Here is a 22,962-nt window from a genome sequence, read left to right on the forward strand (position 1 = left end):
CGTAGTGGCGAGTCGGGGTGTCGTATTCAACGTGGGAAGTGTTGATGGTGATACCACGAGCTTTTTCTTCTGGTGCGTTATCGATCTGGTCGAATGCACGAGCAGAACCACCGTAGGTTTTTGCCAGAACGGTAGTGATTGCAGCGGTCAGCGTTGTTTTACCATGGTCAACGTGGCCGATAGTACCGACGTTAACGTGCGGTTTTGTACGTTCAAACTTTTCTTTAGACATCGATTGTCCCTCTAAGACACGGATAAATCGGTGATATCACCACATCAACCAGGCGAAATGCCTGAATTGTTGAATACAGTAAAATTGAAACAGAGAGAAACGGGAAGGAGAAGTGAAGTGGTGCTGATACCCAGAGTCGAACTGGGGACCTCACCCTTACCAAGGGTGCGCTCTACCAACTGAGCCATATCAGCACGTATTGGAGCGGGCAGCGGGAATCGAACCCGCATCATCAGCTTGGAAGGCTGAGGTAATAGCCATTATACGATGCCCGCATCCTGAAACTCGGCTACCCAGTTCTTTCTGTAACAAAAAAAGAGATTTCTCTCTTTTTCAGTTTGAGCTGGCTAATTTTTCCAACCAGCTCCGGCGGCATTTACGCTGCCAGAAAGTGGTGGTGGGGGAAGGATTCGAACCTTCGAAGTCTGTGACGGCAGATTTACAGTCTGCTCCCTTTGGCCGCTCGGGAACCCCACCGGACTTGATGGTGCCGACTACCGGAATCGAACTGGTGACCTACTGATTACAAGTCAGTTGCTCTACCTACTGAGCTAAGTCGGCATCAAGTAGCGCGCATTCTATGGATCCCTGCGCGGTCATGCAACTAAAAATTTGCATAAAACGTTCTTTCGCTCACATTTTATGCGAAGAGCGCATCAAGCGCTGTAAAAGTAGTCATTCGAGGTCAAATATTCAACATTTCACCGTGATTTGCACCGTATTCACCGTAGCGTGACGGCTTCCGCGTAACGCAGCGCTTTCCATCTTTTTTCTTATTATTCCTGCCATCTGGTGTTAACCTCCTGCCCATTGTCCAAAATTAACTGTGTGATGAGCCACGGTCCGGCAGTATTGAGCGGGCTCACTAAAGCATGCTTATGAGCAAAAAAGAGCAAACGTTAATGACGCCTTATCTTCACTTTAACCGCAGCCAGTGGGCTGCCCTGCGTGATTCCGTCCCTATGACGCTGACGGAAGGTGAAATCGCACGGTTAAAAGGGATAAACGAAGATCTGTCCCTTGAAGAGGTGGCAGAAATTTATCTCCCCCTCTCTCGCTTGCTTAACTTCTATATCAGCTCGAACCTGCGCCGTCAGGCCGTGCTGGAGCAGTTTCTCGGGACGAACGGTCAACGCATTCCTTATATCATTAGCATCGCAGGCAGCGTGGCCGTGGGTAAAAGTACCACCGCGCGTGTCCTGCAGGCGCTGTTGAGCCGCTGGCCGGAGCACCGCAGCGTGGAGCTGATCACGACTGACGGCTTCCTGCATCCGAACGAAGTATTAAAAGAACGCGGCCTGATGAAGAAGAAAGGCTTCCCGCTCTCTTATGATATGCATCGTCTGGTGAAATTTGTCTCTGACCTGAAATCCGGCGTGCCGCACGTCACTGCCCCCGTCTATTCGCATCTGATCTACGATCGCATCCCGGGTGGAGATAAAACGGTGGTCCAGCCGGACATCCTGATTCTGGAGGGTCTGAACGTACTGCAAAGCGGCATGGACTATCCTCACGACCCGCATCACGTATTCGTCTCGGATTTCGTCGACTTCTCTATTTATGTCGATGCGCCGGAAGAGCTGCTGCAGAACTGGTACATCAACCGCTTCCTGAAGTTCCGCGAAGGGGCGTTCACCGATCCTGACTCTTACTTCCATAACTATGCGCAGCTCTCGAAAGAAGAGGCCATCAAGGTAGCCACCGGGCTGTGGAATGAGATCAACTACGTGAACCTGAAAGAGAACATCCTGCCGACGCGCGAGCGCGCGAGCCTGATCCTCACCAAGAGCGAGAAGCACGCCGTCGACCAGATTCGCCTGCGGAAATAATCAGGCAGAGTAAAAAAAACCGGCCTGGCGCCGGTTTTTTTCGTTATGCGTGTGGCTTCTCGCCGTTTTCATCCTGATCGACGGCAAAGCAGGCCACCAGCTGGCCGCCATAATCCTTCAGCTGCGGCTGGAGCTGGGTGCACGGACCAAAGCGGCGGCTGCAGCGGGCGTTGAATGCACATCCCGGCGGTGGATTCAGCGGGCTTGGCAGCTCGCCCGTCAGCTTAATACGCTCACGACGATCGTCCGGGTTCAGACGCGGCGTCGCGGACAGCAGCGCCTGGGTGTACGGATGGCGAGGGTTATTAAAGATCTGGTCTTTGGTTCCCTTCTCCACGCAGCGTCCCAGGTACATCACCATCACCTCATCGGCAATGTGTTCCACTACCGACAGGTCGTGGGAGATGAACACGTAAGAGAGCCCCAGCTCCTGCTGGAGATCCATCATCAGGTTTAGCACCTGCGCACGCACGGAAACGTCGAGGGCGGAGACCGGCTCATCGGCAATCACCACGTCCGGATCGAGCATCAGCCCGCGGGCGATAGCGATACGCTGACGCTGGCCGCCGGAGAACATGTGCGGGTAGCGGTCGTAATGCTCGGTTTTCAGGCCGACCTTTGCCATCATCGCCAGCGCTTTTTCCCGGCGCTGCTCTTTGCTCAGATTGCTGTTAATCAGCAGGGGCTCTTCCAGAATCTGCCCCACTTTCTTACGCGGGTTCAAAGAACCGTACGGGTTCTGGAACACAATCTGGATTTTCTGACGACGCAGCTTCTGCGCCTGCGGATCGTGCTTGAGCAGATCCTGGCCCTGATAATAAAGCTCGCCGCCGGTCGGCACTTCAATCATCGTCAGCAGACGGCCCAGCGTGGATTTCCCGCAGCCCGACTCCCCCACCACCGCCAGCGTTTTACCGCGTTCGAGGTTAAAGGAGACGCCGTCCAGCGCTTTCACCAGGCGTTCAGGGGCAAACAGCCCCTTCTTCACCGGGTAGTATTTTTTCAGATCGATGGCCTGCAGCAGCGGCTGTTGCGTGGTGGCCTGTTGCGTACTCATAGTGTTGGCCTCCCGGCATCATCGAGTGGGTAGTGGCATTTCGACTGACGACCGTCAGCAAGCGTGTTCAGCTCTGGCTCTTCTGCCCGGCACTTGTCCGTTGCATACGGACAGCGCGGATTGAGCAGACAGCCCTGCGGACGGTCATATTTACCCGGTACCACACCCGGCAGCGACGCCAGGCGCGCTTTGTCCTGGGCAAACTCCGGCAGCGCGCGTAAAAGCGCCTGGGTATACGGGTGACGCGGCGCGCGGAAAATATCGTGCGAGCTTCCGGCCTCGACCACCTGGCCGGCATACATCACGATAATCTTGTGCGCGGCTTCGGCCACCAGCGCCAGATCGTGCGTAATCAGCACTAACGCCATATTCTCTTTCTGCTGCAGCTCCAGCAGCAGTTCGATGATTTGCGCCTGAATGGTCACGTCCAGCGCCGTCGTCGGCTCATCCGCAATCAGCAGTTTGGGTCGACAGGCAATCGCCATGGCGATCATCACGCGCTGGCTCATCCCACCGGAGAGCTGGTGCGGGTAAACGTCCAGACGCGACGCCGGGTCAGGAATACCCACCTGGTTCAGCAGGTCGATCGCGCGCTGGCGACGGGTTTTCTTATTCCCGCCCTGATGCACCTTAATCGCTTCCATAATCTGGAAACCCACGGTGTAGCACGGGTTAAGGCTGGTCATCGGGTCCTGGAAAATCATCGCCACTTCGGCGCCCACCAGCTGGCGGCGCTGTTTTTCAGAAATGCGCTTCAGATCCTGACCGTTGAACTGCAGGTTTTCCGCCATCACGCGGCCCGGGTAATCAATCAGCCCCATGATCGCCAGCGAGCTCACTGACTTACCGGAACCGGACTCCCCGACAATGCCCACCACTTCGCCCTGATTTACGCTGTAGCTGATGCGGTCCACGGCGCGAAACGGGGTGCCCTCGTCACCGAAGTGCACCGATAATTTATCTACATTTAATAACGCCATCTCGTGCCTCTTACTGCTTCAGTTTGGGATCAAGCGCATCACGCAGGCCATCACCCATCAGGTTAAATGCCAGCACCGTCAGCAGGATTGCCAGACCCGGGAAGGTGACAACCCACCAGGCGCTTTGTGCGAACTGCAACACGTCGGAGAGCATGGTGCCCCACTCCGGTGTTGGCGGCTGCGCACCCATGCCCAGGAAGCCAAGAGCGGCCATATCAAGAATGGCGTTAGAGAAACCGAGCGACGCCTGAACAATCAGCGGCGCAAGGCAGTTAGGGAAGATATTCACGAACATCTGACGCATCGCCCCGGCGCCCGCGACGCGAGACGCGGTGACGTAATCGCGGTTCACTTCCACCAGCACCGCCGCACGGGTCAGGCGGACGTAGTGAGGAAGCGCCACGAAGGTCAGCGCCAGCGCGGCGTTACCAATCGACGGACCGAAGATCGCCACCAGCACCAGCGCCAGCAGCAGGCTTGGCAGCGCCAGCATGATGTCGACGATACGCATGATGATGTTATCAACGATACCGCCGAAGTAGCCGGCAACCAGGCCGAGTACGACGCCCATGATCAGCGACAGCACAACAACGAGACAGCCTACCAGCAGCGAAAGGCGCGCGCCGTACATCAGGCGCGACAGCACGTCGCGGCCCACGTCATCGGTCCCCAGCAGGTGCGCCAGGCTGCCGCCATCCTGCCACGCAGGCGGGGCGAGCAGCGCATCGCGGAACTGGTCCGCCGGGTTATGCGGTGCGAGGAAGTTCGCAAACACCGCAATCAGGATCATGATAACGACATACACCAGCCCTACTACCGCGCCTTTATTGCGCTTGAAGTAGTGCCAAAATTCCTGCAGCGGCGTCATTGGAACCGGTGCAGCGACCACTTTATTTTGAGTGACTTGTGACATGATGGCCCCTTACTTCTTATGACGAATACGCGGGTTCACCACGCCGTACAGCAAATCGACCAGCAGGTTGACGAGGATAATCATCGTCGCGACCAGCAGCACACCGCCCTGCACAACCGGATAGTCACGGCGCTGCAGCGCGTCAATCAGCCAGCGTCCAAGACCCGGCCAGGAGAAGATGGTTTCGGTCAGGATCGCCCCCGCCAGCAGCGTCCCCACCTGCAGACCGATAACGGTCACCACCGGCAGCATGGCGTTACGCAGCGCATGGACGATAATGACGCGCATACGGGTTAACCCCTTAGCGCGCGCGGTGCGAATATAATCCTCGCCCAGCACTTCCAGCATGGATGAACGGGTCATACGCACGATCACCGCCAGAGGAATGGTGCCCAGCACCATGGCAGGCAGGATCATGTGCGCCACGGCGTCAATGAAGTTGCCCTCTTCACCCCAGATAGCCGTATCAATCAGCATAAAGCCGGTCAACGGATTGGTATCGTCGAGGAAGACCATATCGCTGACGCGCCCGGAGACCGGCGTCAGGTTGAGCTGCACCGAGACCAGCATGATCAGCATCATGCCCCACCAGAAGATAGGCATGGAGTAGCCGGTCAGCGCCAGGCCCACGGCAGTATGGTCAAAAATAGAGCCACGCTTGACGGCCGCCAGAACCCCGACAGGAATACCCACCGCAGTGGCGAAAATCATGGCGCAGACGCCAAGCTCGAGCGTCGCTTTAAAGCGCGGCACGAACTCGTCCCACACCGGAAGACGGCTTTTCAGGGAAATCCCTAAATCACCGTGCAGCACGCCCCAGATATAGTGGAGATACTGCTGCCACATCGGCTTATCGAGACCGAGTTCCGCCAGCAGCTGTGCATGGCGCTCAGGGGAAATACCACGCTCGCCCGCCATAATCATTACCGGGTCGCCGGGGATCATATGGACGAAGGCAAAAGTGAGAAGGGTGATACCGATAAACGTGGGGATAACAAGTCCCAGACGTCGGAGGATGAACTGCAACATAACCCGGATTCTCTCTGATGACGCACGACTCATGGCGTGACGTCTGTATTGCTCACAAATCTTATTCCCTCCCTTTTAGGGAGGGAATAAAGCACTGCTGCCGGGTGGAGCTACGCTTACCCGGCCTACATACCGTAGGCCAGTGCAAGCGCAGCGCCGCCTGGCGTTGCTTTTAATTATTCAACCGATACGTTTTCGAAGTGGTGTTTGCCCAGTGGATCAACCACGTAGCCCTTCACTTCTTTACGCACTGGCTCGTACACGGTGGAGTGAGCAACAATCAGCGCCGGAGCCTGATCGTGCATAACAACCTGAGCCTGCTTGTACAGTTCAATACGTTTGTTGTGATCGTCGGTCGCACGCGCCGGCTGGATCAGATCTTCAAACGGCTTGTAGCACCAGCGGGAGTAGTTAGAACCGTCTTTCGCCGCTGCGCAGCTGAACAGGGTGGCGAAGAAGTTGTCCGGATCCCCGTTATCACCGGTCCAGCCCATCATGACCGCCTGGTGCTCACCCGCTTTGGCGCGCTTCAGGTACTCGCCCCACTCGTAGGTTACAATCTTGGCCTGTACGCCAACCTTCGCCCAGTCAGCCTGAACCATTTCGGCCATACGGCGTGCGTTCGGGTTGTACGGACGCTGTACCGGCATCGCCCACAGCTCAACGGTAAAGCCTTTATCCTGGCCCGCTTCTTTCAGCAGCGCTTTCGCTTTCTCAGGATCGTAGGTGTAGTCCTTAACGTCGTCGTTATAGCCCCACATGGTTGGTGGGATCAGGTTCTTGGCGGCAACGCCCGCGCCCTGATAAACGGCTTTGATGATCGCTTCTTTGTTCACCGCGTAGGTCAGCGCCTGACGCACCTTCACGTCATCAAACGGTTTCTTCTCGGTGTTGAAGGAGAGATAGCCCACGTTCAGGCCAGCCTGCTCCAGCAGGTTGATGTTCTTGTCCTGCTTCATGCGGGCGATATCAGCCGGGTTCGGGTACGGCATCACCTGGCATTCGTTTTTCTGCAGCTTGGCATAACGCACGGAAGCGTCAGGCGTAATGGAGAAGACCAGACGGTCAATCTTCGGCTTGGTGCCCCAGAAGCCTTCGAATGCTTTATACAGAATGCGGGAGTCTTTCTGGTACTGCAGCAGCTGGAACGGGCCGGTACCGATTGGGTTCAGGTCCACTTTTTCCGGCGTACCGGCTTTCAGCATATTGTCCGCATACTCTTTAGAGAGAATAGAGGCGAAGTCCATGGCCAGGTCAGCCAGGAACGGCGCTTCCGGACGCGTCAGCACGAACTGAACGGTGTTATCGTCCACTTTTTTCACTTCTGAGATCAGGTCCGGCAGACCCATCCCTTCGAAGTATTCATAGCTGCCGCCAGACACTTTGTGATACGGGTTCTGGGCATTTTTCTGACGGTCGAAGGAGAACACCACGTCGTCGGCGTTCAGGTCGCGCGTGGGTTTGAAATCTTTGCTGTCCTGCCACTTCACGCCCTGGCGCAGGTGGAAGGTATACGTTTTACCGTCTTCGCTGACGTCCCACTTCTCGGCCAGACCCGGAATCACTTCCGTAGTACCGGTTTTGAATTCAACCAGACGGTTATAGATCGGTACAGAGCTTGCGTCGTACGTCGTACCAGAGGTAAAGAGCTGTGGGTTAAAGCCTTCCGGCGAGCCTTCAGAACAGTAAACCAGGGTTTTTGCCTGTACGCTTGCTGCCACGGTCATAGCCACCAGGCTCAGACCAAGCTTCAGCATCCCTGACTTCTTCAAGGAAATACTCATTATTCTGCTCCAATGTGATGTTTTGCTTTGTTGTGTTACGCCGCCAGACCTTTATTTATTTTTTACCCGGTCCGGTCGGTGGTGCCCGAAGGCAGTAAAGGGATGGAGAATCCTTTCAGAAGAGCGTTTGAGTTGCAGCGCAGATCGTCCCTGAAATGCCCCTCATGCCCTACAATCTGTCAACAGAATGTGAAAACGTCAATACAGGTGACGGGCATTTACGCTGAGTGTGAGAAACCGCAAACAAAGATTAAAAAAACTCTATGCGCCAGTTTTCAGCAGGGAAATTTATGCTACTCACTATCTTGCAGCACAACTATCTTCATATTTCGCAACAATCAGTGATTAACTTTTATTCAGAATGGGTAAATTTTCTTGCAGAATGGTGATTATCTGAGCACTAAATACCGCGAACGTTAAAACGCACAGCGAAAAATGCTGAGGTTATCCATAAGTAACGCGAAAAAAGATCAATCTATATATAAAAAAATACAATGGATTATGTCACAAAATCGTTAACAGGCAGGCTTAAGCGAGGATAAGGGACATTTTGCAGGGTCGAATGGAGTAACCCGCTAATGCAAAAAGGGCTAACCTTACGGTTAGCCCTTTTCAGAATGTGGTCGGCGAGAGAGGATTCGAACCTCCGACCCACTGGTCCCAAACCAGTTGCGCTACCAAGCTGCGCTACTCGCCGAATGCGGAGCGCATCTTACTGCTGAGGTGCGCCCCCGTCAATCCCTTATTTTCAAAAAGCCATTCAACTGGCGATATTCTCGCCAGAGCAGCTACTGCGCGGCTTTTGCGGTGTTATCAGGGAGTTTACACCAGTTGTTGTTTTCGTTAATCCCACCGTTCGGTGAGGTATAGCCGAGACAACCCATAATGGTGTCGTACAGCTCAACGTGACGGCGCGGCACCTTCATTTCCGCCGCTTTCTTCAGCTGAGCAAACATCTTCGCCTTCTCCGGATTTTCCAGATACTTATCAGACATCCACATGATCATCGGCACGCGGAACTGTTCTGGCGGCGCCAGCTTGCGCGGCGTACAGTGCAGATGCTCTTTCTCGTTGATGGATTCACCGTGGTCTGCTGCGTAAATCACAATCGCTTTTTTATCCCGCAGCTGGTCGATGACCCGGCTCAGGAAGGTATCCACGTACAGCACCGAGTTATCATAGGCATTGATCAGCTCCTGCTTGCTGCAGTCTTTGTTAATGCCCACGCACTCCGGCTGCCACTTCGCGAAATCACGCGTATAGCGCTGGTAATAGCTGTAATGCGACCCTTTAGTGTGCAGAATAACCAGATGCTTACCCTGGGGATGGCTCTTGAGGGACTCCGACATCTCTTCCAGCAGCAGCATGTCGTCGACGTTTTTACCGCGGTTACGCGGCTCGGCGCCAATCTGCTCGCGGTACGCGATGTTGTCTGCCAGCGTGTTGGTGTAGAACCACATCTCACTTTGCATAGCGAACAGGTCAGCGCTAAACCCAAGCTGCTTCAGTACGGCAAACACGTTTTGCTCTTTCAGCGTTCGCTGCGGGTTATCGCTCGCACCGCCCTCACGCACAAACATGCAGCGCAGCGAGAGCTTCGTTGCGGTATCGCAGGAGTAGCCACGATAGGCCACCAGGTTCTTTTCCTGCGCCAGCTTCGGCGTGGTATCCCGGCCATAGCCCAAAATGCCCATATGGTCCCAGCGCGTCGTTTCGCCGATGACAAAGACGACGTAGGTATCATCCAGGCCGTCAGACGGGGCCTGATAGGTGAATTTTTTGGTCGGGTTAATCAGTGATTTCACATCGCTGGACTCATCCGCCTGCGCCCAGGCATACAAGCCTAGCGCAGACAGCCAGTTAGACGGCAGATAGGAGTTTGCCACCACGCCGCCATAGCTTGGCATATCCACGCCCGTCGCTTTCTCAAAGCGTTTTTGCTGCGTTTCCATCAGGCGAATAGGCGCCCATACCAGCAGACCGGCCAGCAGCACGATGACGATATTGCGGATCCGCTGTCCACGCGTGCGCAGCTGGCGTAACAGCGTATAGCGGCAGGTATTGCTCCAGATAAAGAACAGCGGGATCAGACAGGTTAAAACCGTCCAGACGATAAAGCCTGTCCCAACCACCTCTTTTGAGAGATCGATATCCGTGGTCATCACCGAGGCCACGATACCGTAACCAATGACCACGTTCATAAAGGTCATGTAATAGCTTGCGGCAGCAGAAATAATCACCACCAGCGAGGCCAGAATTTGCCACGTACGTCGGCCAAAGAGGGAGAGCAGGCGCAACAGGAAGAAGGTCGCCAGAACAGAGCCAAACAGTTCAATCGCCGCGAAAATCCCATTTCGTACGGTGAAGTGTTCTAAATAACCTTCCACTCTTCTGAACAGCACCGCGCCATTCAGAAACAAACCAATATAGACAGCCAGCATCAGACACAATCGCTGCTGGGTAAGAGACCTAATGTATTTCATGCAAACAACCCTGGGGGAAGGGGTATAAAAACCCGCCGAATCTCATCGAGAAAGCAGACAGAGTAAGTAGGTGCTGGAGAAACCGTTATCAGAAACGTCTACAAGCGCGGTAAGTAGACCACAGCGGGGAAAAAAAGTGGCATCAGAGAGTGTGATCGATGAAGATTTTTACAAAAAATCAGAACCCGAAGAAAAAATTCGCGGACGCGAGCGCGTAAAAACGGGAAAGGGCCAGCGTACTGGCCCTCGGTAATTACTCGTATGTGACGCTAAAATTCACCGTTGCATTCGCCTTGCCTACGGTGGCATCAGGCTTCACAGGAACATAGCTGGCGATGTAGTTCAGCTTGTTCGTCCCATCAAACCAGACGGTGTGCTCCACCGGCGTGCTATCCGTACTGGAGGGGAACTGCTGCACCCCACCAGAACTTTGGATTTTCAACGCCACGCCGGTCGCTCCACCGCTATCAAGGGCAAAGAGCGATGGATTGGTGGCATCTGCCGCACCGTCCATCGTGACATAGGCCTTCGAGGCATACTCACAATTTTTTAAACCAATACTAAAGCTTTTCTGGTTCAGCTCCTTACCCACTTTCACCGGACGCTGGAGCACCACGGTATCCATATTGACGTCAATGTTGTCGTTTTCCAGCTCGCAGGTGGCCGCCTTAATGGTGATGGTAAAGTGAATATCACCCGCTGAACCGATATTTGTCGGGGCTGCCATCGCTGAGGCTGTAAACAGCAAACACGCAGGCATAAACGTATGAATGGTTTTCATCCTGCTTACTCCACATCAATACGCATGGTGGCAATCCCTTCGAACTCCCCGGCGGCCGGCACTTTACCGGTAGTGCTGATTGGGTAGGCCGAAATGGTCGTCGAGGCGGTACGGTGCGTATCATCAACCAGAGCAGATACGGTCAGTTGCTGATTAACACTGCTATCATTGGGGACCAGAATTTCACCGTTCGCGCCTTCAATCACTGCGCCGATATCCGGATTACCCATATCAATAGCACTTGAATCATTGACGTTTGGCACGCCCTCAATATGCAGGAAGATTTTTACGCCATCGGAAATATTGGTGCATTTAAACTGCAGCTCTTTGGTGAATTTCGTGGCGTTCTTTGCAATTTGCCCTTTGCGGTCCTTGAAATCGCTGCCCTTAAATTCACCAAACGGTATTTCCAGCGTATTGCCGCTGGAGAGTTCACACCCCTGGGGAACAATAATTGTGCCGCTCAGATTTACCGCAGCAAGAGGTGTAGCACCATAAACACCGCTCTTACGACTACCATATATCTCCCAAATTTTTGTTTGGGGAATGGTCATTTCACCGACGAAAGGGTGGTTAATATACATGGTCAGCTTGCCCTTACCGCCGGTCTCAAACCCCATTCCTGGATCTGAGTTGTCCACATCACATAGCGCTCGATCGGCTCGCTTGTTAGAGATATTGTCGAAGGGGACTTTTTTGTAATCACCTACGCCGCCGCCAATGTAAACCTCAGATGCTATCTGGATATTATTGTTAACAACATAAAAGGTGCTGCTGCCAGAAATATGCCCAATTGGCAGAGATGAAACCGTCTTGTAAAAGAATTCGCTGGTACCTGTTCCTGCTGGACATTCACAGACGCCAGGATACTGCTTACCCAAATTCCATGAATAAAAATCAGGGAAGGTCGCACCTGCAGTATTGTCTTTAATATTCGTCACAGTCTCATTCATTAAAGCACTGAAGATCTGTGTCCCGTTAGTCGGTGAGCATGGCCCCCAGTCAGCCGCCGCCAGCGCCTGGCTTGAGAACAGCGCTGACCCACCTAGCAGGCCAGCAATCATCGTAAGTTTTTTAAACATATTAAAATCCTTCCCTGTTACCGGCAGACGGCCTTCGCCATCACCACGCCGGAGTTATCCTTTTGCTCGGGCAGCGTAAACGCTACTCGGCACTGCTTAGTCTGATCCTTACCCCAACTTACCTGCAGCGCACCTTCATCCGGCATCCCGCTGATGTACAACTGGCCGTCTTCCCCCACGATGCTGCTGGACGCTTTTTTACTGTCCAGAAGCGTGGCGGTGGCACCAAACGGTACCGCTTTGCCGTCGGCCTGCGTGAGGGTCATCAGCACGCGATAGCCCACGCGGGTATCAAAGCGGGCGCGAACAATCGCACCGCGCGTCGGCACCACATTGACGGAAGCGGTATCCAGGTCAACCTGGCTGTTCAGGCTGTCGCTTCGCAGTGAGACCTCGGTTTCGCGATACGGCGTGAGGTAAGGCACCACCGCATTGCCCATCCAGTCCACTTCCACACCGCCGTTGTTGATCACGTGGGCACCCCGTGCGCCCGGCGCGGAGATAATGGCCATCGATTCACCCAGCGGCTGGGAGAGCGTAATGCCTTCACTGTGGGCGATCACCCCGCCGCGCAGACCGTAGTTCACCTGCTGGCCGTCGCGGTTGTAGTTGTAACCCAGGCTGGCGCTACCTACGCCGCCCTGGTAATCCAGGTTCACGCTGCCGCTGTTACCCACGCCGTTGCTGCCGTAGCCTTCCTGCACGCTGTAGTTCAGGTTGCGGTCCTCCAGCGCGGCGCCACTGACGCCCATCTGCTGGTTGGTGCGGCCATGCTGGTCGGTAGTGAGGTGGTAGTTACTCCACATGCTTCCCAATGGAATCGACATCGAGAATGACAGCAAGCGGTCGCTTTCATCCCACTCCGGGCTTTTCGTCCAGGTGTAGGCAATGCTGTAGTTCACGCGTCCAATACGGCCGTTATAACCGGCGTTCAGCGAGCGCTGTTTACCGTTATCGTTCCAGTAGTCCTGCTGCGTGACGTTAAAGTAGACCGAGCCCCAGGTGCCCAGCTGCTGCGTCACGTTGCCCTGGATCTGGCTACGCTTGTGGTACTGGCTGTACGAGCTGTCCGCATCGCTGCGTACATCCGTCGCTTCCTGGAAGGTGTAATAGCCGCTGGTCGAATACTTGTAGCCCAGCAGACGGAAATCAGTACCGCTGTTGAAGCTCTTGGAGTAGAGGAAGCGGTAAGACTGACCTTCCGCGCTCTCATTGTTTGCCAGGTTGCTTTTCGCCTGCGTCACGTCGATGGAGACCGCACCGATATAGCCGAAGTTTTTACCGACACCACCCGCCAGCGAATAGTAGTCGTCGGAGAAGATCGAGCCGCCGTAAACGGTAATGCCGTGCGGCAGACCATACATGGCATCCAGCTGCCCGAACTTCGGCTCGGCGCTGTTATAGTTCCCGGCACGGTATTCCCCTGCGGAGAGGCTGTACTTCAGATGGCCTTCTCGCTGGAGGATTGCCACCGCGGAGAACGGCTGAACGAACTTTTGCTCGCTGCCATCTGCTTCTTTAATCGTGACCGTCAGGTCACCGCTGTTTGAGGTGGGGTACAGGTCATTAATTTCAAACGCACCCGGCTGAACAAACGTACGGTAGATCACGTAGTTGTTCTGCTCGACGGTCACTTCGGCGTTACCTTTAGCAATACCGCGGATCACCGGCGCAAACCCGCGCTGGCTGTCTGGCAGCATCTCTTCGTCGGACGTTAGCTGCGCACCGCGCATCTGGACGCTGTCAAAGATATCCCCGGAGGTGGAGGTATCCCCCAGCGTCAGCTGCGATTTCAGCGGCACAATGGCGCGGCTTAATGAGGTGCCGATGTTATCCCATTTGTTGCTGCCGTCGTTTCGCGTCCAGGTACTGTAGTTACGTAACCGCCATGCGCCCAGGTTCATACCGCTGCGCAGGTTCAGATAGTAGCTGTCGGTGTTGTAGCTGGTATCGCTGTCATGTGCGTCATAGCTGGCGTTGCTGCCGGTGAAGTTGTAATCCAGCAGCAGGGCATTCACCCCTTCGTCCCACTGGGATTCCGGTACCGTACCGCGCGCCGTCTGCTTCATCGCGGCCTGCGGGAAACTCATGATCAGCGTCTGGTCCGCAAAATCGAAATGGCTGGCGGCCTGAGGAATAATGTCGTCAAAGGCGACGCAGGCTTCCGGCGGTGCCATTTTCAGCGCCGGGAAGCTGTCAATACGCACGCCCATGTCCTCAAGCTGCACGCGGCTTAGGCACGGCACCAGGCTTTCACCCATTTTTACGCGCTGAGCCTCGGTCGCGGCCTTAAACTCCAGGGTGCGAGACTCCATTTTTTTATCGTTGACCACGACCGACACGCGGTATTTACCCGGCAGCTGTTCGGCTTTATTGGATTCATACATTGAAAGGTCAACGTGCTGGTCAATACCCGGCACATCTTCCAGAAAGCGCGGGTTAAATGTTCCCGCATACGCGGGGAGCGAGCCCGCTACCATCAGCGCAAGCGCGGATAGTGGGAAACGCGGGGCCTTATTGACCTGAGGAAGATGCGTCCATGGCATAGTAAAAAACCTTCAAAACGGATTAATTAACGCGCTGAGTCAGCATGTCGCCAGCCGTACCGAAATCATTAATAATGTTGTATTTGACTTCGTTTACCTTGCCGGTACCGGATGGCAGTTCAATATTCAACGAGCCTTTTGCAGGCACCATTCCCGCTTTTTCAATATCGCGGCCGTTGACATAAAATTTATTAAAGGTGAGGTTAAAGGCAGAGGGGTTGTTGACTTTGATCTGGTTCGCCCCTGCGTTTGTAAACTGCAGTTTGCTCCAGCCATCCATGCTGTTGCCTTTCAGGCCAGCCGGACGATAGAACAGTTTTAAGCGCGTGCGTACGGCAATTTGCAGAACGTTTTTACCTTCCGCGCCTTCGCTTTGGGCAGGAATAGATTTCACGTTAACCCAGTAAACGGACTCACGATCCTGCGGCAAGGTGTTAGACGTATTCACAATACGCAAAACGTTATTTTTCGTCGGGCTTAACTTAAATAAAGGTGGGGTGATAATAAATGGCGTCTTTTTATTACCATTAGCATCATCAATCCATGACTGAATGAGAAATTCATCCGTCGTGCTTTTGTTATTGACCGTCAGAGAGGCTTCCTTTCTGCTGCCGTCATAAATAACACGCGTACTGCTTAATGCTACGCCGCCTGCAAAACTGTTTTGTGAAATCAGCGCCAGCGCCAGTGCTGCGCAGGATGTCAAACGTGAGCGGTTCATGATTCTCTCCCTGAGTCTCCGCTGGAAAAAATGGCAACGGGATTCCCGTTGCCATTGTGATTGTCTTCTACTGACGAAAAGTCGATTATTCGTAAGACAGGTTGAAGTCCACTTCTGCGTTACCGTAACCGGTAGTCACAGCTGTTTTGGTGGCAACGTAGTTAGCGGTGTAGTACAGCACGGTCTGACCAGCAGCCAGCGTGGTGGTGGATTTACCGGTATTCATATCAACCGCTTTGTTAGCGTTGTCGTAGATACCGATGCCCACACCAGTTGCCGCGCCTGCTTCCGTGTTAACGGAGATCAGCTTCGCGTTGTCTGCATCAGCAACGCCGGTGAAGCTCACGTTCACTTTGGTCTTGGTGCTGATGTCACAGTCTTCCAGTTTGATCTGGAAAGGCTTGGAAACAGACTTGTCGCCAACGGCAGCGAAGGTAGATTTCTTAACCTGACCCAGCACAACTTCCTGGTTCTGAGAGTCAGTAGAAATTACGCATGGCGCGTCAACGATTTCACCGGTGAATTTAACGGTGCCATCACCAGATTGTGCAGCGAAAGCGGAAGTGGAAACAACAGCGAGAGCAGACAGTGCAAAAACAACCTTTTTCATTAAAAACTCCATTTATGACGGTAGATGACAGAATGCATCCTTAGGAATAACCTGCATTCTGTGAGGAAATGGAGTATATAGACGGCAATTTGGATTTTAAAATTAGAAGAAATGAAGCTAACTTTTAGCCAAAGTTAAAACTAAGTAAATTCATAAAGATATAAGACAGTCCGTATAAACAGGCGTTTTATTAGGAATAAACCAATATTATTTATATATTATTTTGGATAATCTATAAATCAGCCAAATGACTTAGCCTCATTATTAAACATTTCTTTTGTGACAGCCCATTATGTATTTGTGCTTAATCAAAAAAAAAGCGCCCAACGGGCGCCTTATGTCTGGCACATCATACGCTATGCATGGACTTCTTTAAAGATTTCGCGCTGCGGCTGACGAATCGTGGTAGAGAGCGCCAGGGAGATAATCAACAAGGCGAAGATCACGCAGAAGGTCACGTAGAACCCGCCGAACAGGGAAGCAATCAGCGAGCCGCAGATACTGCCGATGCCGAAGCCGAGGTAGATAACGCCGTAGTTTTTCGCCAGGTTGTTCAGGCCAAAGAACTCGCTCACCAGTGACGGGAAGACGGTAATGGTGCCGCCAAAGTTGAAGGCCACGCAGGCAATCGCCGCGAAGAAGGTGGCTTCATTCAGCGGAGCGAACAGCAGCGCCGCCATACCGACCAGCGAAACCACCTGCCCAAGGGTAATCACACGGATGCGGGCGATTTTGTCAGACAGGATACCGAGCACCAGACGACCAGAAAGGTTAGCAATGGAGATTACGGTCACCGCATTGGCCGCCGTGGCCGCGTCCAGCTTCACCATCCCCTGCGCAATATCCTTCGCCACGCCGATCACATACAGACCGCTCATGCAGGCCGTCAGGAACATCACCGCCAGCATCCAGTACTGCGGCTTACGCATGGACTGCGCGAGGGTAAAGTCGTTCTCCACCACGCCGTTAACGGATTTCACCTCCTGCTGCGGCGCATCGGTCATCAGCGTGGCGCCGAACAGAATCATCACCAGCACGATGGCACCCCAGATCATAAAGGTTTTTTCGAGGCCAACGGACGCCAGCAGATGGGAATCGATAAATTTGAAGCCGAGGCTGCCCAGGCCATAAGAGCCGATGGCAAACGCGGAGATTAAACCTTTACGCTCCGGGAACCACTTCACGCAGTTCGACAGGGTCAGCAGGTAGCCTGCGCCATCGGCCAGCCCGACCAGCACGCCGGCGCTCAGCCACAGCATCATCAGGTTGCTGGAATGTGCCGTCAGGAAAAAGCCCAGCCCCAGCAGAATGCCGGAGGCCATGGTCACACGCTTCACGCCGAAACGCTCCTGCAGCTTGCCCGCGACGGAGGACGAAATCGCCAGGCCCAGGCTCAGCAGGCCAAAGGAGAACGCAACCTGGCTCACCGGTGCGCCGAGCTTGTCGGAAAGCGCGCTGTTAAACAGGCTCCAGGTATAGACCGAACCCAGCGCAAACTGGGTAACGATGGTGCCAAAGAGCGTGAGCCAGCGCGTGCGGTTATAAGTTGATGTGTTCATGGCAGTTGTCCTGCAAGAGAAATTAAGGAAGTTCGCTGAGGACAACGATAAATAAAACCTTAATACGCCAGGGGTAAAACGGCATGAAATGCAGGGAGAACGGAATGAAATGCCTGGAATCGGGAATGAATGACCTGGTGCGAGAATAAAGCGACAGCGTGTTAGTACCTGCTATCGCTGTGAAGCCCGTGGTTATTGTATTCGAGATGTTATCGTAACGTTTAAAAAAGTAACAACTCTAGAAATTCGCGCTGACGCCGAGGGTGTACAAAAACTCCTCACCGGTGGTGGTGTGCTCCCCCTGAGCAAGCGACGCATAGGCCGCCATGTGCGTATTAAACGGAATATCCGTTCCCACGGTGACGTCCATCCAGCCACCGTTTTGGGCAGGGGCTGGCGTTTGCGGCATGCCAAACTGCGATTTCCACTGGTTTTCACCAAACTGCTGGTTATAGCTAATCTGCGCCCACGGGCGAAGATCGCCGTACTGGGTATTCACGCGCCACCCCAGGGTGCTGACGCTGGCGTGCCAGAGCGGGTCGGTGAGCGCCTGGGTCGACGCGCTATCACCAAACTCGTTGATCATCATCGGCGCCGTGCCGTCGTACCGCCACGCCACCACCGGCCCGGTGGTGATCCGCGCTGAAACCGGAAAATTCCAGCCCACGCTCATTGCCCCGTCCGTCGCGCTGCCGGACGGGAGATTCAGGGCAAGGCCCGGCGCGTTTTGCGAGGACTGAATACGCTCAGCCAGAATATCCTCATAACGCGGTTGGTGATCCGCGTCCCATGTATAGCGTTCCGCCGTATTATTGTGGGCGTCTGAAACGATATATTCCTGTTGCCAGGCAGACGCTGTATTACAAAAAAACAGGCAGGCTGAAATTCCCACCAGGCCAGAAGCAGCATGGCGACCACTGATTTTTTTTATCATCATCAACGCGACCCCAGAGAGAGCCGAATTCGGCGATATTTGTCGTTATTCAGGAAGAGCTAAAGGTTCATATGGTTCTGTATTAACTATTGTCTTTATAGTAAACACGTCAAGCCAGTCAGAATGAAAATTTTGCGAAATCAGCATCAATAAGGGAGATGACGGATGGAACGTTGCGGTTGGGTAAGCCAGGATCAGATTTATATTGATTATCACGATCGGGAGTGGGGCGTGCCGGAAACGGATGGCAAAAAGCTCTTTGAGATGATCTGCCTGGAGGGCCAGCAGGCGGGCCTGTCATGGATTACGGTGCTGAAGAAACGCGAAAACTACCGCAACGCCTTCCACCAGTTCGACCCTGTCGCCGTGGCCGCCATGACCGATGAGGACGTGGAACGGCTGGTGCAGGATGCCGGTATCATCCGCCATCGCGGTAAGATCCAGGCGATCATCGGTAACGCACGCGCTTACCTGGCGATGGAGCAGAACGGCGAACCGTTCTCAGAATTTGTCTGGACGTTTGTGAACAACACGCCGCAGCTCACCCGGGCCGCCACGCTGGCGGAGATCCCCGCGTCCACTCCGGCCTCGGATGCGCTCTCGAAGGCCCTGAAAAAACGCGGCTTTAAGTTTGTCGGCTCCACCATCTGCTACGCCTTTATGCAGGCCTGTGGCCTGGTCAACGACCACGTTACCGGCTGCTTCTGTCATCCGGGAGGTCATCATGATCCGCAAATGGCAAAGTGAGAATACCGCGCCGCTTCTGAGCCTGTGGCTGGAAAGCACGACGGAAGCGCATCCGTTTATCGCGCCGGGTTACTGGAAAGAGAACGAGGCCATGGTGCGGGACGTTTACCTGCCGTCGGCGGAAACCTGGGTCTGGGAACAGGACGGGGAACCGTGCGGATTTATCAGCGTGATGCAGTCTCAGTTTGTCGGCGCCCTGTTTGTGGCGCCGTCATGCATCGGGAAAGGCATCGGGCGCGCGCTGCTGAACCATGTTCAACAGCGCTTCCCGCACCTCACTCTGGAGGTGTATCAGAAAAACGTGCGGGCGGTGAATTTCTACCATGCTCAGGGCTTTCGCATTGAAGACAGCGCCTGGCAGGATGATACCCAGCACCCGACGTGGATCATGAGCTGGCAGGCGGATCAAACGCCGTTAAGATAAGCTCGGGCCCCGTATATTTCTCGACCCAGGCCAGCGCCGTGTTCCCTGCGCAACCGTTCCCCAGCTTCGAGCTGGGGAGATCTTTGGTCAGCACGTTAACCGCCCCGTTTTTACAGATGCCGCCTTCGGCGAGATCAAGGTCAGGCCATGCGCCCTGATGGATGCAGATCACGCCCGGCTTAATCCCGTCGCTCACCACCGCCCCTGCCAGCACCTGCCCGCGCGCATTCCAGACGCGCACCACGTCGCCGTCCGCAATCCCGCGGGCTTTCGCATCAAGGGTATTCAGGGTGATCGGCTCTCGCCCGGCGACCGCATACCGCTCGCGCAGGGACGTATAGTTAAGCTGGCTGTGCAGACGGTGCGCGGGATGCGCTGACAACACCTGCAGCTGCTCCGGCTCTGCGTTGCCGTGCCACTCGTCCGGCTCGAGCCACATAGGATGCGGCGGACAGTCGGCGTAGCCAAAGCTGGCGATGCGCTCGCTGTAGATCACAATCTTGCCGCTCTCGGTTTTCAGCGGATGGTTCTCCGGGTCGCGGCGGAAATCCGCGAAACGGACAAACTGCGCGTTCTGTTCGCTCTCCGGCATTTCGATAATCTGGTTCGCCTCCCAGAACGCCGCAAAGGGCGGCAACGTGACGCCCTGCGCCGCACCGCGCTGTCCGGCAATCTGGTAGAAGGTCTCCAGCCATTGCAGGTCGTTTTTCCCTTCGGTAAAACGCTCGCGACCGCCCGCTTCCCACCGTTCGCTCAGCTCAGCAAACACGTCGAAGTCATCACGCGCCTCATCGCGCGGGGGCACCACGCGCTTCATCGGGACCATATGCTGGTTGCTGTAGTCGCCGGTCATGGTGAGATCGTTACGCTCAAACGAGGTGGTCGCCGGGAGTACGATATCGGCATGCTTAGCCGAGCCGGTCCAGAAGCACTCGGAGATCACCACCAGCTCCGGCTTCTGCCAGGCGCGTATCAGGCGATTGGTATCCTGATGATGCGTGAAGTTTGACCCGCCCGCCCACCAGACAAACTTAATATCCGGGAAGTGGCGGTCGAGACCGTTGTGCTGATAAAAACCGCCGGGGTTTTCCAGCGCTTCAACGATCCGCGCCACCGGAATTTTATCCACGGCATCCACGCCGCCCTGCACCGATCCTTGCAGAGACGCCAGCACCGCCGCTTTGCGCGTCGGGTTACCGCCGTTGGCAAAATGATACGAGAGACCAAAACCGCCGCCCGGCGTGCCGATCTGCCCAAGCATTGCGGCCAGGGTGACCAGCATCCAGTGCTTCTGCTCGCCAAACTGCTGGCGCTGCATCCCCCAGCCGGACATTAACATAGTGGTGTTTTTATAGAACAAGCCCGCCAGTTCACGGATTTTCTCCGCAGAAACGCCACAAATCTCTGCCGCCCATTCTGCCGTTTTCGCCACGCCATCGGACTGACCCGTCAGGTAGTCGGCGAATTTATCGAAGCCGGTGGTACAGCGCGTCAGGAAGTCGGCATCGTGCCAGCCGTTTTCGACCAGCGTATGGGCGATACCCAGCATCATCGCCACGTCGGTGCCCATGTGGGGGGCAATCCACTCGGCGCTGTCGCCGAAGAAATCCAGGGTTTCAGAGCGCATGGGGTCGATGCAGATAATGCGCTTGCCGCTTTTGCGCAGCGCGTCGAAATAGCCAATGCCCTGCTCGTCGCTGGCATTCCAGGCAATTTTCAATGTGTTAAGGGGGTTAGCACTCCAGAGCACGACTACGTCAGTGTGCTTCAGCACCAGCGGCCAGCTGGTCTGCTGCTGGTACACTTCGTTTCCTCCCACGACGTACGGCATGATCGCCTGCGCCGCACCGGTGGAGTAGTCTCCCAGATGTCCGGTATAGCCACCCGCCAGGCTCATATAGCGCTGCAGCAGCGTCGAGGCTTTATGCAGCACGCCGTTTGAACGCCAGCCGTAGGACCCGGCGAAAATAGACGACGGACCGTAGCTGTCGCGAATGCGCTTGTGCTGGGCGTGGATCAGCGCCAGCGCGTCATCCCAGCTCACGCGAACAAACTCATCCTGCCCGCGAATACCCTGCGGTTTATCCGGCGAGGCCAGAAAACCTTTACGCACCATCGGCCAGCGCACGCGCGTTTTGCTGTGCACCTGATCGCGAACGACGGTCTGTAGCGAGTTGGGATGTTGGGTTGGCAGTGCTCCGCGGGACGACAGAACATTTTCGCCATCGGTTTCGACCAGCATCGGCCCCCAGTGGGCAGCGGTCAGAATGGTTTTCGTTGAGGTGCTCAAGCGTGCGCTCCTGGTTGCGTGCAGGTTTTACGGCCTTCTTGCTGAGGCCGTTTATGGTTTGTCACAAATTTCAGAGTTATACCCGGAATTTTCTCCGTATCTGGACGTCATAATCAACTGCCACGCGCGTCGTGGCAAAGAATAAAAAGGATTAAGGAAAGAAGATGAAAAAACGCGTACTCGTTATTGCCGCTCTGGTGAGCGGTGCCCTGGCTGTTTCTGGCTGCACAACCAACCCTTACACCGGTGAGCGCGAAGCGGGTAAATCCGGCATTGGCGCGGGTATCGGCTCGCTGGTCGGCGCAGGCGTTGGGGCGCTCTCCTCCTCCAAGAAAGACCGCGGCAAAGGCGCGCTGATTGGCGCGGCGGCGGGGGCAGCGCTGGGCGGCGGCGTCGGCTATTACATGGACGTGCAGGAAGCGAAACTGCGCGACAAAATGAAGGGCACCGGCGTGAGCGTGACGCGCAGCGGCGATAACATCATCCTGAACATGCCGAACAACGTGACCTTCGACAGCAGCAGCGCGACGCTGAAACCGGCGGGCGCGAACACCCTGACCGGCGTGGCGATGGTGCTGAAAGAGTACAACAAGACCGCCGTGAACGTGATGGGCTACACCGACAGCACCGGCAGCCAGGATCTGAACATGCGTCTGTCCCAGCAGCGCGCCGACGCCGTGGCCAGCTCGCTGATTACCCAGGGCGTGGACGCGAGCCGCATCCGCACCCGCGGCATGGGCCCTGCCAACCCTATCGCCAGCAACAGCACGGCGGAAGGTAAAGCGCAGAACCGCCGCGTAGAGATTACGTTAAGCCCAATTCAGTAGGTAAAAGCAAAACGGCAACCCCGTTGCCGTTTTTAGGAACGTAGGCCGGGTAAGGCGAAGCCGCCACCCGGCAAAATGCTTGATTCGTCCGATTTTCCCGCTAAGGTATTCTCACTAATTTCAGGGAAATCAGC

General features: G+C 55.1%; 19 protein-coding genes and 5 tRNA genes. 4 read left to right on the forward strand and 20 right to left on the reverse strand.

Annotation, left to right across the window (positions count from 1 at the left end):
• The 5 genes from ACJBF3_RS17900 to ACJBF3_RS17920 all read right to left on the reverse strand — a co-directional run.
• The coding region (locus ACJBF3_RS17900) for a GTP-binding protein (protein WP_032439543.1) at positions 1-232 on the reverse strand (232 nt) is incomplete at its 3' end.
• A gap of 118 nt (positions 233-350) precedes the next feature.
• Positions 351-426, reverse strand: a tRNA-Thr gene (locus tag ACJBF3_RS17905).
• Between the two features lie 6 nt (positions 427-432).
• Positions 433-507 (reverse strand) — tRNA-Gly (locus ACJBF3_RS17910).
• Between the two features lie 117 nt (positions 508-624).
• A tRNA-Tyr gene (locus tag ACJBF3_RS17915) sits at positions 625-709 on the reverse strand.
• An 8-nt stretch (positions 710-717) separates the two neighbouring features.
• Positions 718-793, reverse strand: a tRNA-Thr gene (locus ACJBF3_RS17920).
• A 317-nt stretch (positions 794-1,110) separates the two neighbouring features.
• On the opposite strand from ACJBF3_RS17920, the gene coaA reads away from it, so the two are divergent.
• The gene (gene coaA, locus ACJBF3_RS17925) at positions 1,111-2,061 is read left to right on the forward strand and encodes a type I pantothenate kinase (RefSeq protein WP_045331922.1); all 951 of its coding nucleotides are present in this window, start codon (positions 1,111-1,113) and stop codon (positions 2,059-2,061) included.
• A gap of 43 nt (positions 2,062-2,104) precedes the next feature.
• Here the strand turns inward: coaA and dppF are convergent, their stop codons facing one another.
• The 14 genes from dppF to ACJBF3_RS17995 all read right to left on the reverse strand — a co-directional run bounded on the left by dppF (position 2,105) and on the right by ACJBF3_RS17995 (position 18,543).
• Positions 2,105-3,118 carry a dipeptide ABC transporter ATP-binding subunit DppF gene (gene dppF, locus ACJBF3_RS17930; protein ID WP_032644494.1) on the reverse strand — a complete coding sequence of 338 codons (1,014 nt, stop codon included), beginning with the start codon at positions 3,116-3,118 and terminating at the stop codon, positions 2,105-2,107.
• Positions 3,115-4,098, reverse strand: a complete 984-nt coding sequence (dppD, locus tag ACJBF3_RS17935; RefSeq protein ID WP_045331924.1) for a dipeptide ABC transporter ATP-binding protein — start codon at positions 4,096-4,098, stop codon at positions 3,115-3,117. Before dppD ends, dppF begins: the two co-directional genes overlap by 4 nt.
• Before the next feature lie 10 nt (positions 4,099-4,108).
• Positions 4,109-5,011 (reverse strand): dipeptide ABC transporter permease DppC, encoded by a 903-nt coding sequence (dppC, locus tag ACJBF3_RS17940; RefSeq protein ID WP_045331926.1) that lies wholly within the window; start codon positions 5,009-5,011, stop codon positions 4,109-4,111.
• A gap of 9 nt (positions 5,012-5,020) precedes the next feature.
• A complete protein-coding gene (gene dppB / locus ACJBF3_RS17945) occupies positions 5,021-6,040 on the reverse strand; it encodes a dipeptide ABC transporter permease DppB (protein WP_014882057.1) in 1,020 nt (339 codons plus the stop codon).
• 176 nt (positions 6,041-6,216) lie between these two features.
• Positions 6,217-7,824, reverse strand: coding sequence for a dipeptide ABC transporter periplasmic-binding protein DppA (gene dppA / locus ACJBF3_RS17950; protein ID WP_045331928.1), 1,608 nt, complete (start codon positions 7,822-7,824; stop codon positions 6,217-6,219).
• A gap of 620 nt (positions 7,825-8,444) precedes the next feature.
• Positions 8,445-8,521 (reverse strand) — tRNA-Pro (locus ACJBF3_RS17955).
• Between the two features lie 91 nt (positions 8,522-8,612).
• The gene (eptB, locus tag ACJBF3_RS17960; RefSeq protein WP_406545234.1) at positions 8,613-10,307 is read right to left on the reverse strand and encodes a kdo(2)-lipid A phosphoethanolamine 7''-transferase; all 1,695 of its coding nucleotides are present in this window, start codon (positions 10,305-10,307) and stop codon (positions 8,613-8,615) included.
• Positions 10,308-10,560: 253 nt separating this feature from the next.
• Entirely contained in the window at positions 10,561-11,088 is a 528-nt protein-coding gene (gene lpfE, locus ACJBF3_RS17965) for a long polar fimbrial protein LpfE (protein WP_045331931.1), read from the reverse strand.
• A gap of 5 nt (positions 11,089-11,093) precedes the next feature.
• A complete protein-coding gene (gene lpfD / locus ACJBF3_RS17970; protein ID WP_045331933.1) occupies positions 11,094-12,170 on the reverse strand; it encodes a long polar fimbrial protein LpfD in 1,077 nt (358 codons plus the stop codon).
• A 17-nt stretch (positions 12,171-12,187) separates the two neighbouring features.
• Positions 12,188-14,716: an outer membrane usher protein LpfC gene (lpfC, locus tag ACJBF3_RS17975; RefSeq protein ID WP_045331935.1), complete on the reverse strand. Its 2,529-nt coding sequence runs from the start codon at positions 14,714-14,716 to the stop codon at positions 12,188-12,190.
• A 22-nt stretch (positions 14,717-14,738) separates the two neighbouring features.
• A complete protein-coding gene (lpfB, locus tag ACJBF3_RS17980) occupies positions 14,739-15,437 on the reverse strand; it encodes a long polar fimbrial biogenesis chaperone LpfB (protein ID WP_045331937.1) in 699 nt (232 codons plus the stop codon).
• 85 nt (positions 15,438-15,522) lie between these two features.
• Complete coding sequence (gene lpfA / locus ACJBF3_RS17985) at positions 15,523-16,047, reverse strand: long polar fimbrial major subunit LpfA (protein WP_045331939.1); 525 nt, start codon at positions 16,045-16,047, stop codon at positions 15,523-15,525.
• A gap of 356 nt (positions 16,048-16,403) precedes the next feature.
• Positions 16,404-17,606 (reverse strand): MFS transporter, encoded by a 1,203-nt coding sequence (locus ACJBF3_RS17990; protein WP_045331942.1) that lies wholly within the window; start codon positions 17,604-17,606, stop codon positions 16,404-16,406.
• Between the two features lie 238 nt (positions 17,607-17,844).
• On the reverse strand, positions 17,845-18,543 hold the full coding sequence (locus ACJBF3_RS17995) for an autotransporter domain-containing protein (protein ID WP_045355346.1): 699 nt from the start codon (positions 18,541-18,543) through the stop codon (positions 17,845-17,847).
• A 162-nt stretch (positions 18,544-18,705) separates the two neighbouring features.
• On the opposite strand from ACJBF3_RS17995, the gene tag reads away from it, so the two are divergent.
• Together tag and ACJBF3_RS18005 are read left to right on the forward strand one after the other, a co-directional pair.
• Positions 18,706-19,287, forward strand: coding sequence for a DNA-3-methyladenine glycosylase I (gene tag / locus ACJBF3_RS18000; RefSeq protein ID WP_045328480.1), 582 nt, complete (start codon positions 18,706-18,708; stop codon positions 19,285-19,287).
• Positions 19,265-19,711 carry an N-acetyltransferase gene (locus ACJBF3_RS18005; protein WP_045328482.1) on the forward strand — a complete coding sequence of 149 codons (447 nt, stop codon included), beginning with the start codon at positions 19,265-19,267 and terminating at the stop codon, positions 19,709-19,711. The genes tag and ACJBF3_RS18005 overlap by 23 nt, the downstream gene beginning before the upstream one ends.
• Here ACJBF3_RS18005 and ACJBF3_RS18010 read toward each other — a convergent pair.
• Positions 19,674-21,953, reverse strand: coding sequence for a molybdopterin guanine dinucleotide-containing S/N-oxide reductase (locus ACJBF3_RS18010; protein ID WP_045328703.1), 2,280 nt, complete (start codon positions 21,951-21,953; stop codon positions 19,674-19,676). The two genes, ACJBF3_RS18005 and ACJBF3_RS18010, sit on opposite strands and share 38 nt — an antisense overlap.
• 212 nt (positions 21,954-22,165) lie before the next feature.
• Here ACJBF3_RS18010 and ACJBF3_RS18015 point away from each other — a divergent pair, with 212 nt between their 5' ends.
• Entirely contained in the window at positions 22,166-22,828 is a 663-nt protein-coding gene (locus tag ACJBF3_RS18015; protein WP_045328483.1) for an OmpA family lipoprotein, read from the forward strand.
• Positions 22,829-22,962: the final 134 nt, after the last annotated feature.

This window comes from Enterobacter sp. PP-008-ECC_S150 (assembly GCF_045257065.1).
Taxonomy (GTDB): Bacteria; Pseudomonadota; Gammaproteobacteria; order Enterobacterales; family Enterobacteriaceae; genus Enterobacter; species Enterobacter chengduensis.

Coding starts and splice junctions, on each gene's coding strand:
- lpfB (WP_045331937.1), bottom strand. CDS start 15,437: ATGAACCGCTCACGTTTGACATCCTGCGCAGCACTGGCGCTGGCGCTG.
- lpfD (WP_045331933.1), bottom strand. CDS start 12,170: ATGTTTAAAAAACTTACGATGATTGCTGGCCTGCTAGGTGGGTCAGCG.
- ACJBF3_RS18015 (WP_045328483.1), top strand. CDS start 22,166: ATGAAAAAACGCGTACTCGTTATTGCCGCTCTGGTGAGCGGTGCCCTG.
- ACJBF3_RS18005 (WP_045328482.1), top strand. CDS start 19,265: ATGATCCGCAAATGGCAAAGTGAGAATACCGCGCCGCTTCTGAGCCTG.
- tag (WP_045328480.1), top strand. CDS start 18,706: ATGGAACGTTGCGGTTGGGTAAGCCAGGATCAGATTTATATTGATTAT.
- lpfE (WP_045331931.1), bottom strand. CDS start 11,088: ATGAAAACCATTCATACGTTTATGCCTGCGTGTTTGCTGTTTACAGCC.
- coaA (WP_045331922.1), top strand. CDS start 1,111: ATGAGCAAAAAAGAGCAAACGTTAATGACGCCTTATCTTCACTTTAAC.
- eptB (WP_406545234.1), bottom strand. CDS start 10,307: ATGAAATACATTAGGTCTCTTACCCAGCAGCGATTGTGTCTGATGCTG.
- lpfA (WP_045331939.1), bottom strand. CDS start 16,047: ATGAAAAAGGTTGTTTTTGCACTGTCTGCTCTCGCTGTTGTTTCCACT.
- ACJBF3_RS18010 (WP_045328703.1), bottom strand. CDS start 21,953: ATGCTGGTCGAAACCGATGGCGAAAATGTTCTGTCGTCCCGCGGAGCA.
- ACJBF3_RS17990 (WP_045331942.1), bottom strand. CDS start 17,606: ATGAACACATCAACTTATAACCGCACGCGCTGGCTCACGCTCTTTGGC.
- dppC (WP_045331926.1), bottom strand. CDS start 5,011: ATGTCACAAGTCACTCAAAATAAAGTGGTCGCTGCACCGGTTCCAATG.
- lpfC (WP_045331935.1), bottom strand. CDS start 14,716: ATGCCATGGACGCATCTTCCTCAGGTCAATAAGGCCCCGCGTTTCCCA.
- dppA (WP_045331928.1), bottom strand. CDS start 7,824: ATGAGTATTTCCTTGAAGAAGTCAGGGATGCTGAAGCTTGGTCTGAGC.
- dppB (WP_014882057.1), bottom strand. CDS start 6,040: ATGTTGCAGTTCATCCTCCGACGTCTGGGACTTGTTATCCCCACGTTT.
- dppF (WP_032644494.1), bottom strand. CDS start 3,118: ATGAGTACGCAACAGGCCACCACGCAACAGCCGCTGCTGCAGGCCATC.
- ACJBF3_RS17995 (WP_045355346.1), bottom strand. CDS start 18,543: ATGATGATAAAAAAAATCAGTGGTCGCCATGCTGCTTCTGGCCTGGTG.
- dppD (WP_045331924.1), bottom strand. CDS start 4,098: ATGGCGTTATTAAATGTAGATAAATTATCGGTGCACTTCGGTGACGAG.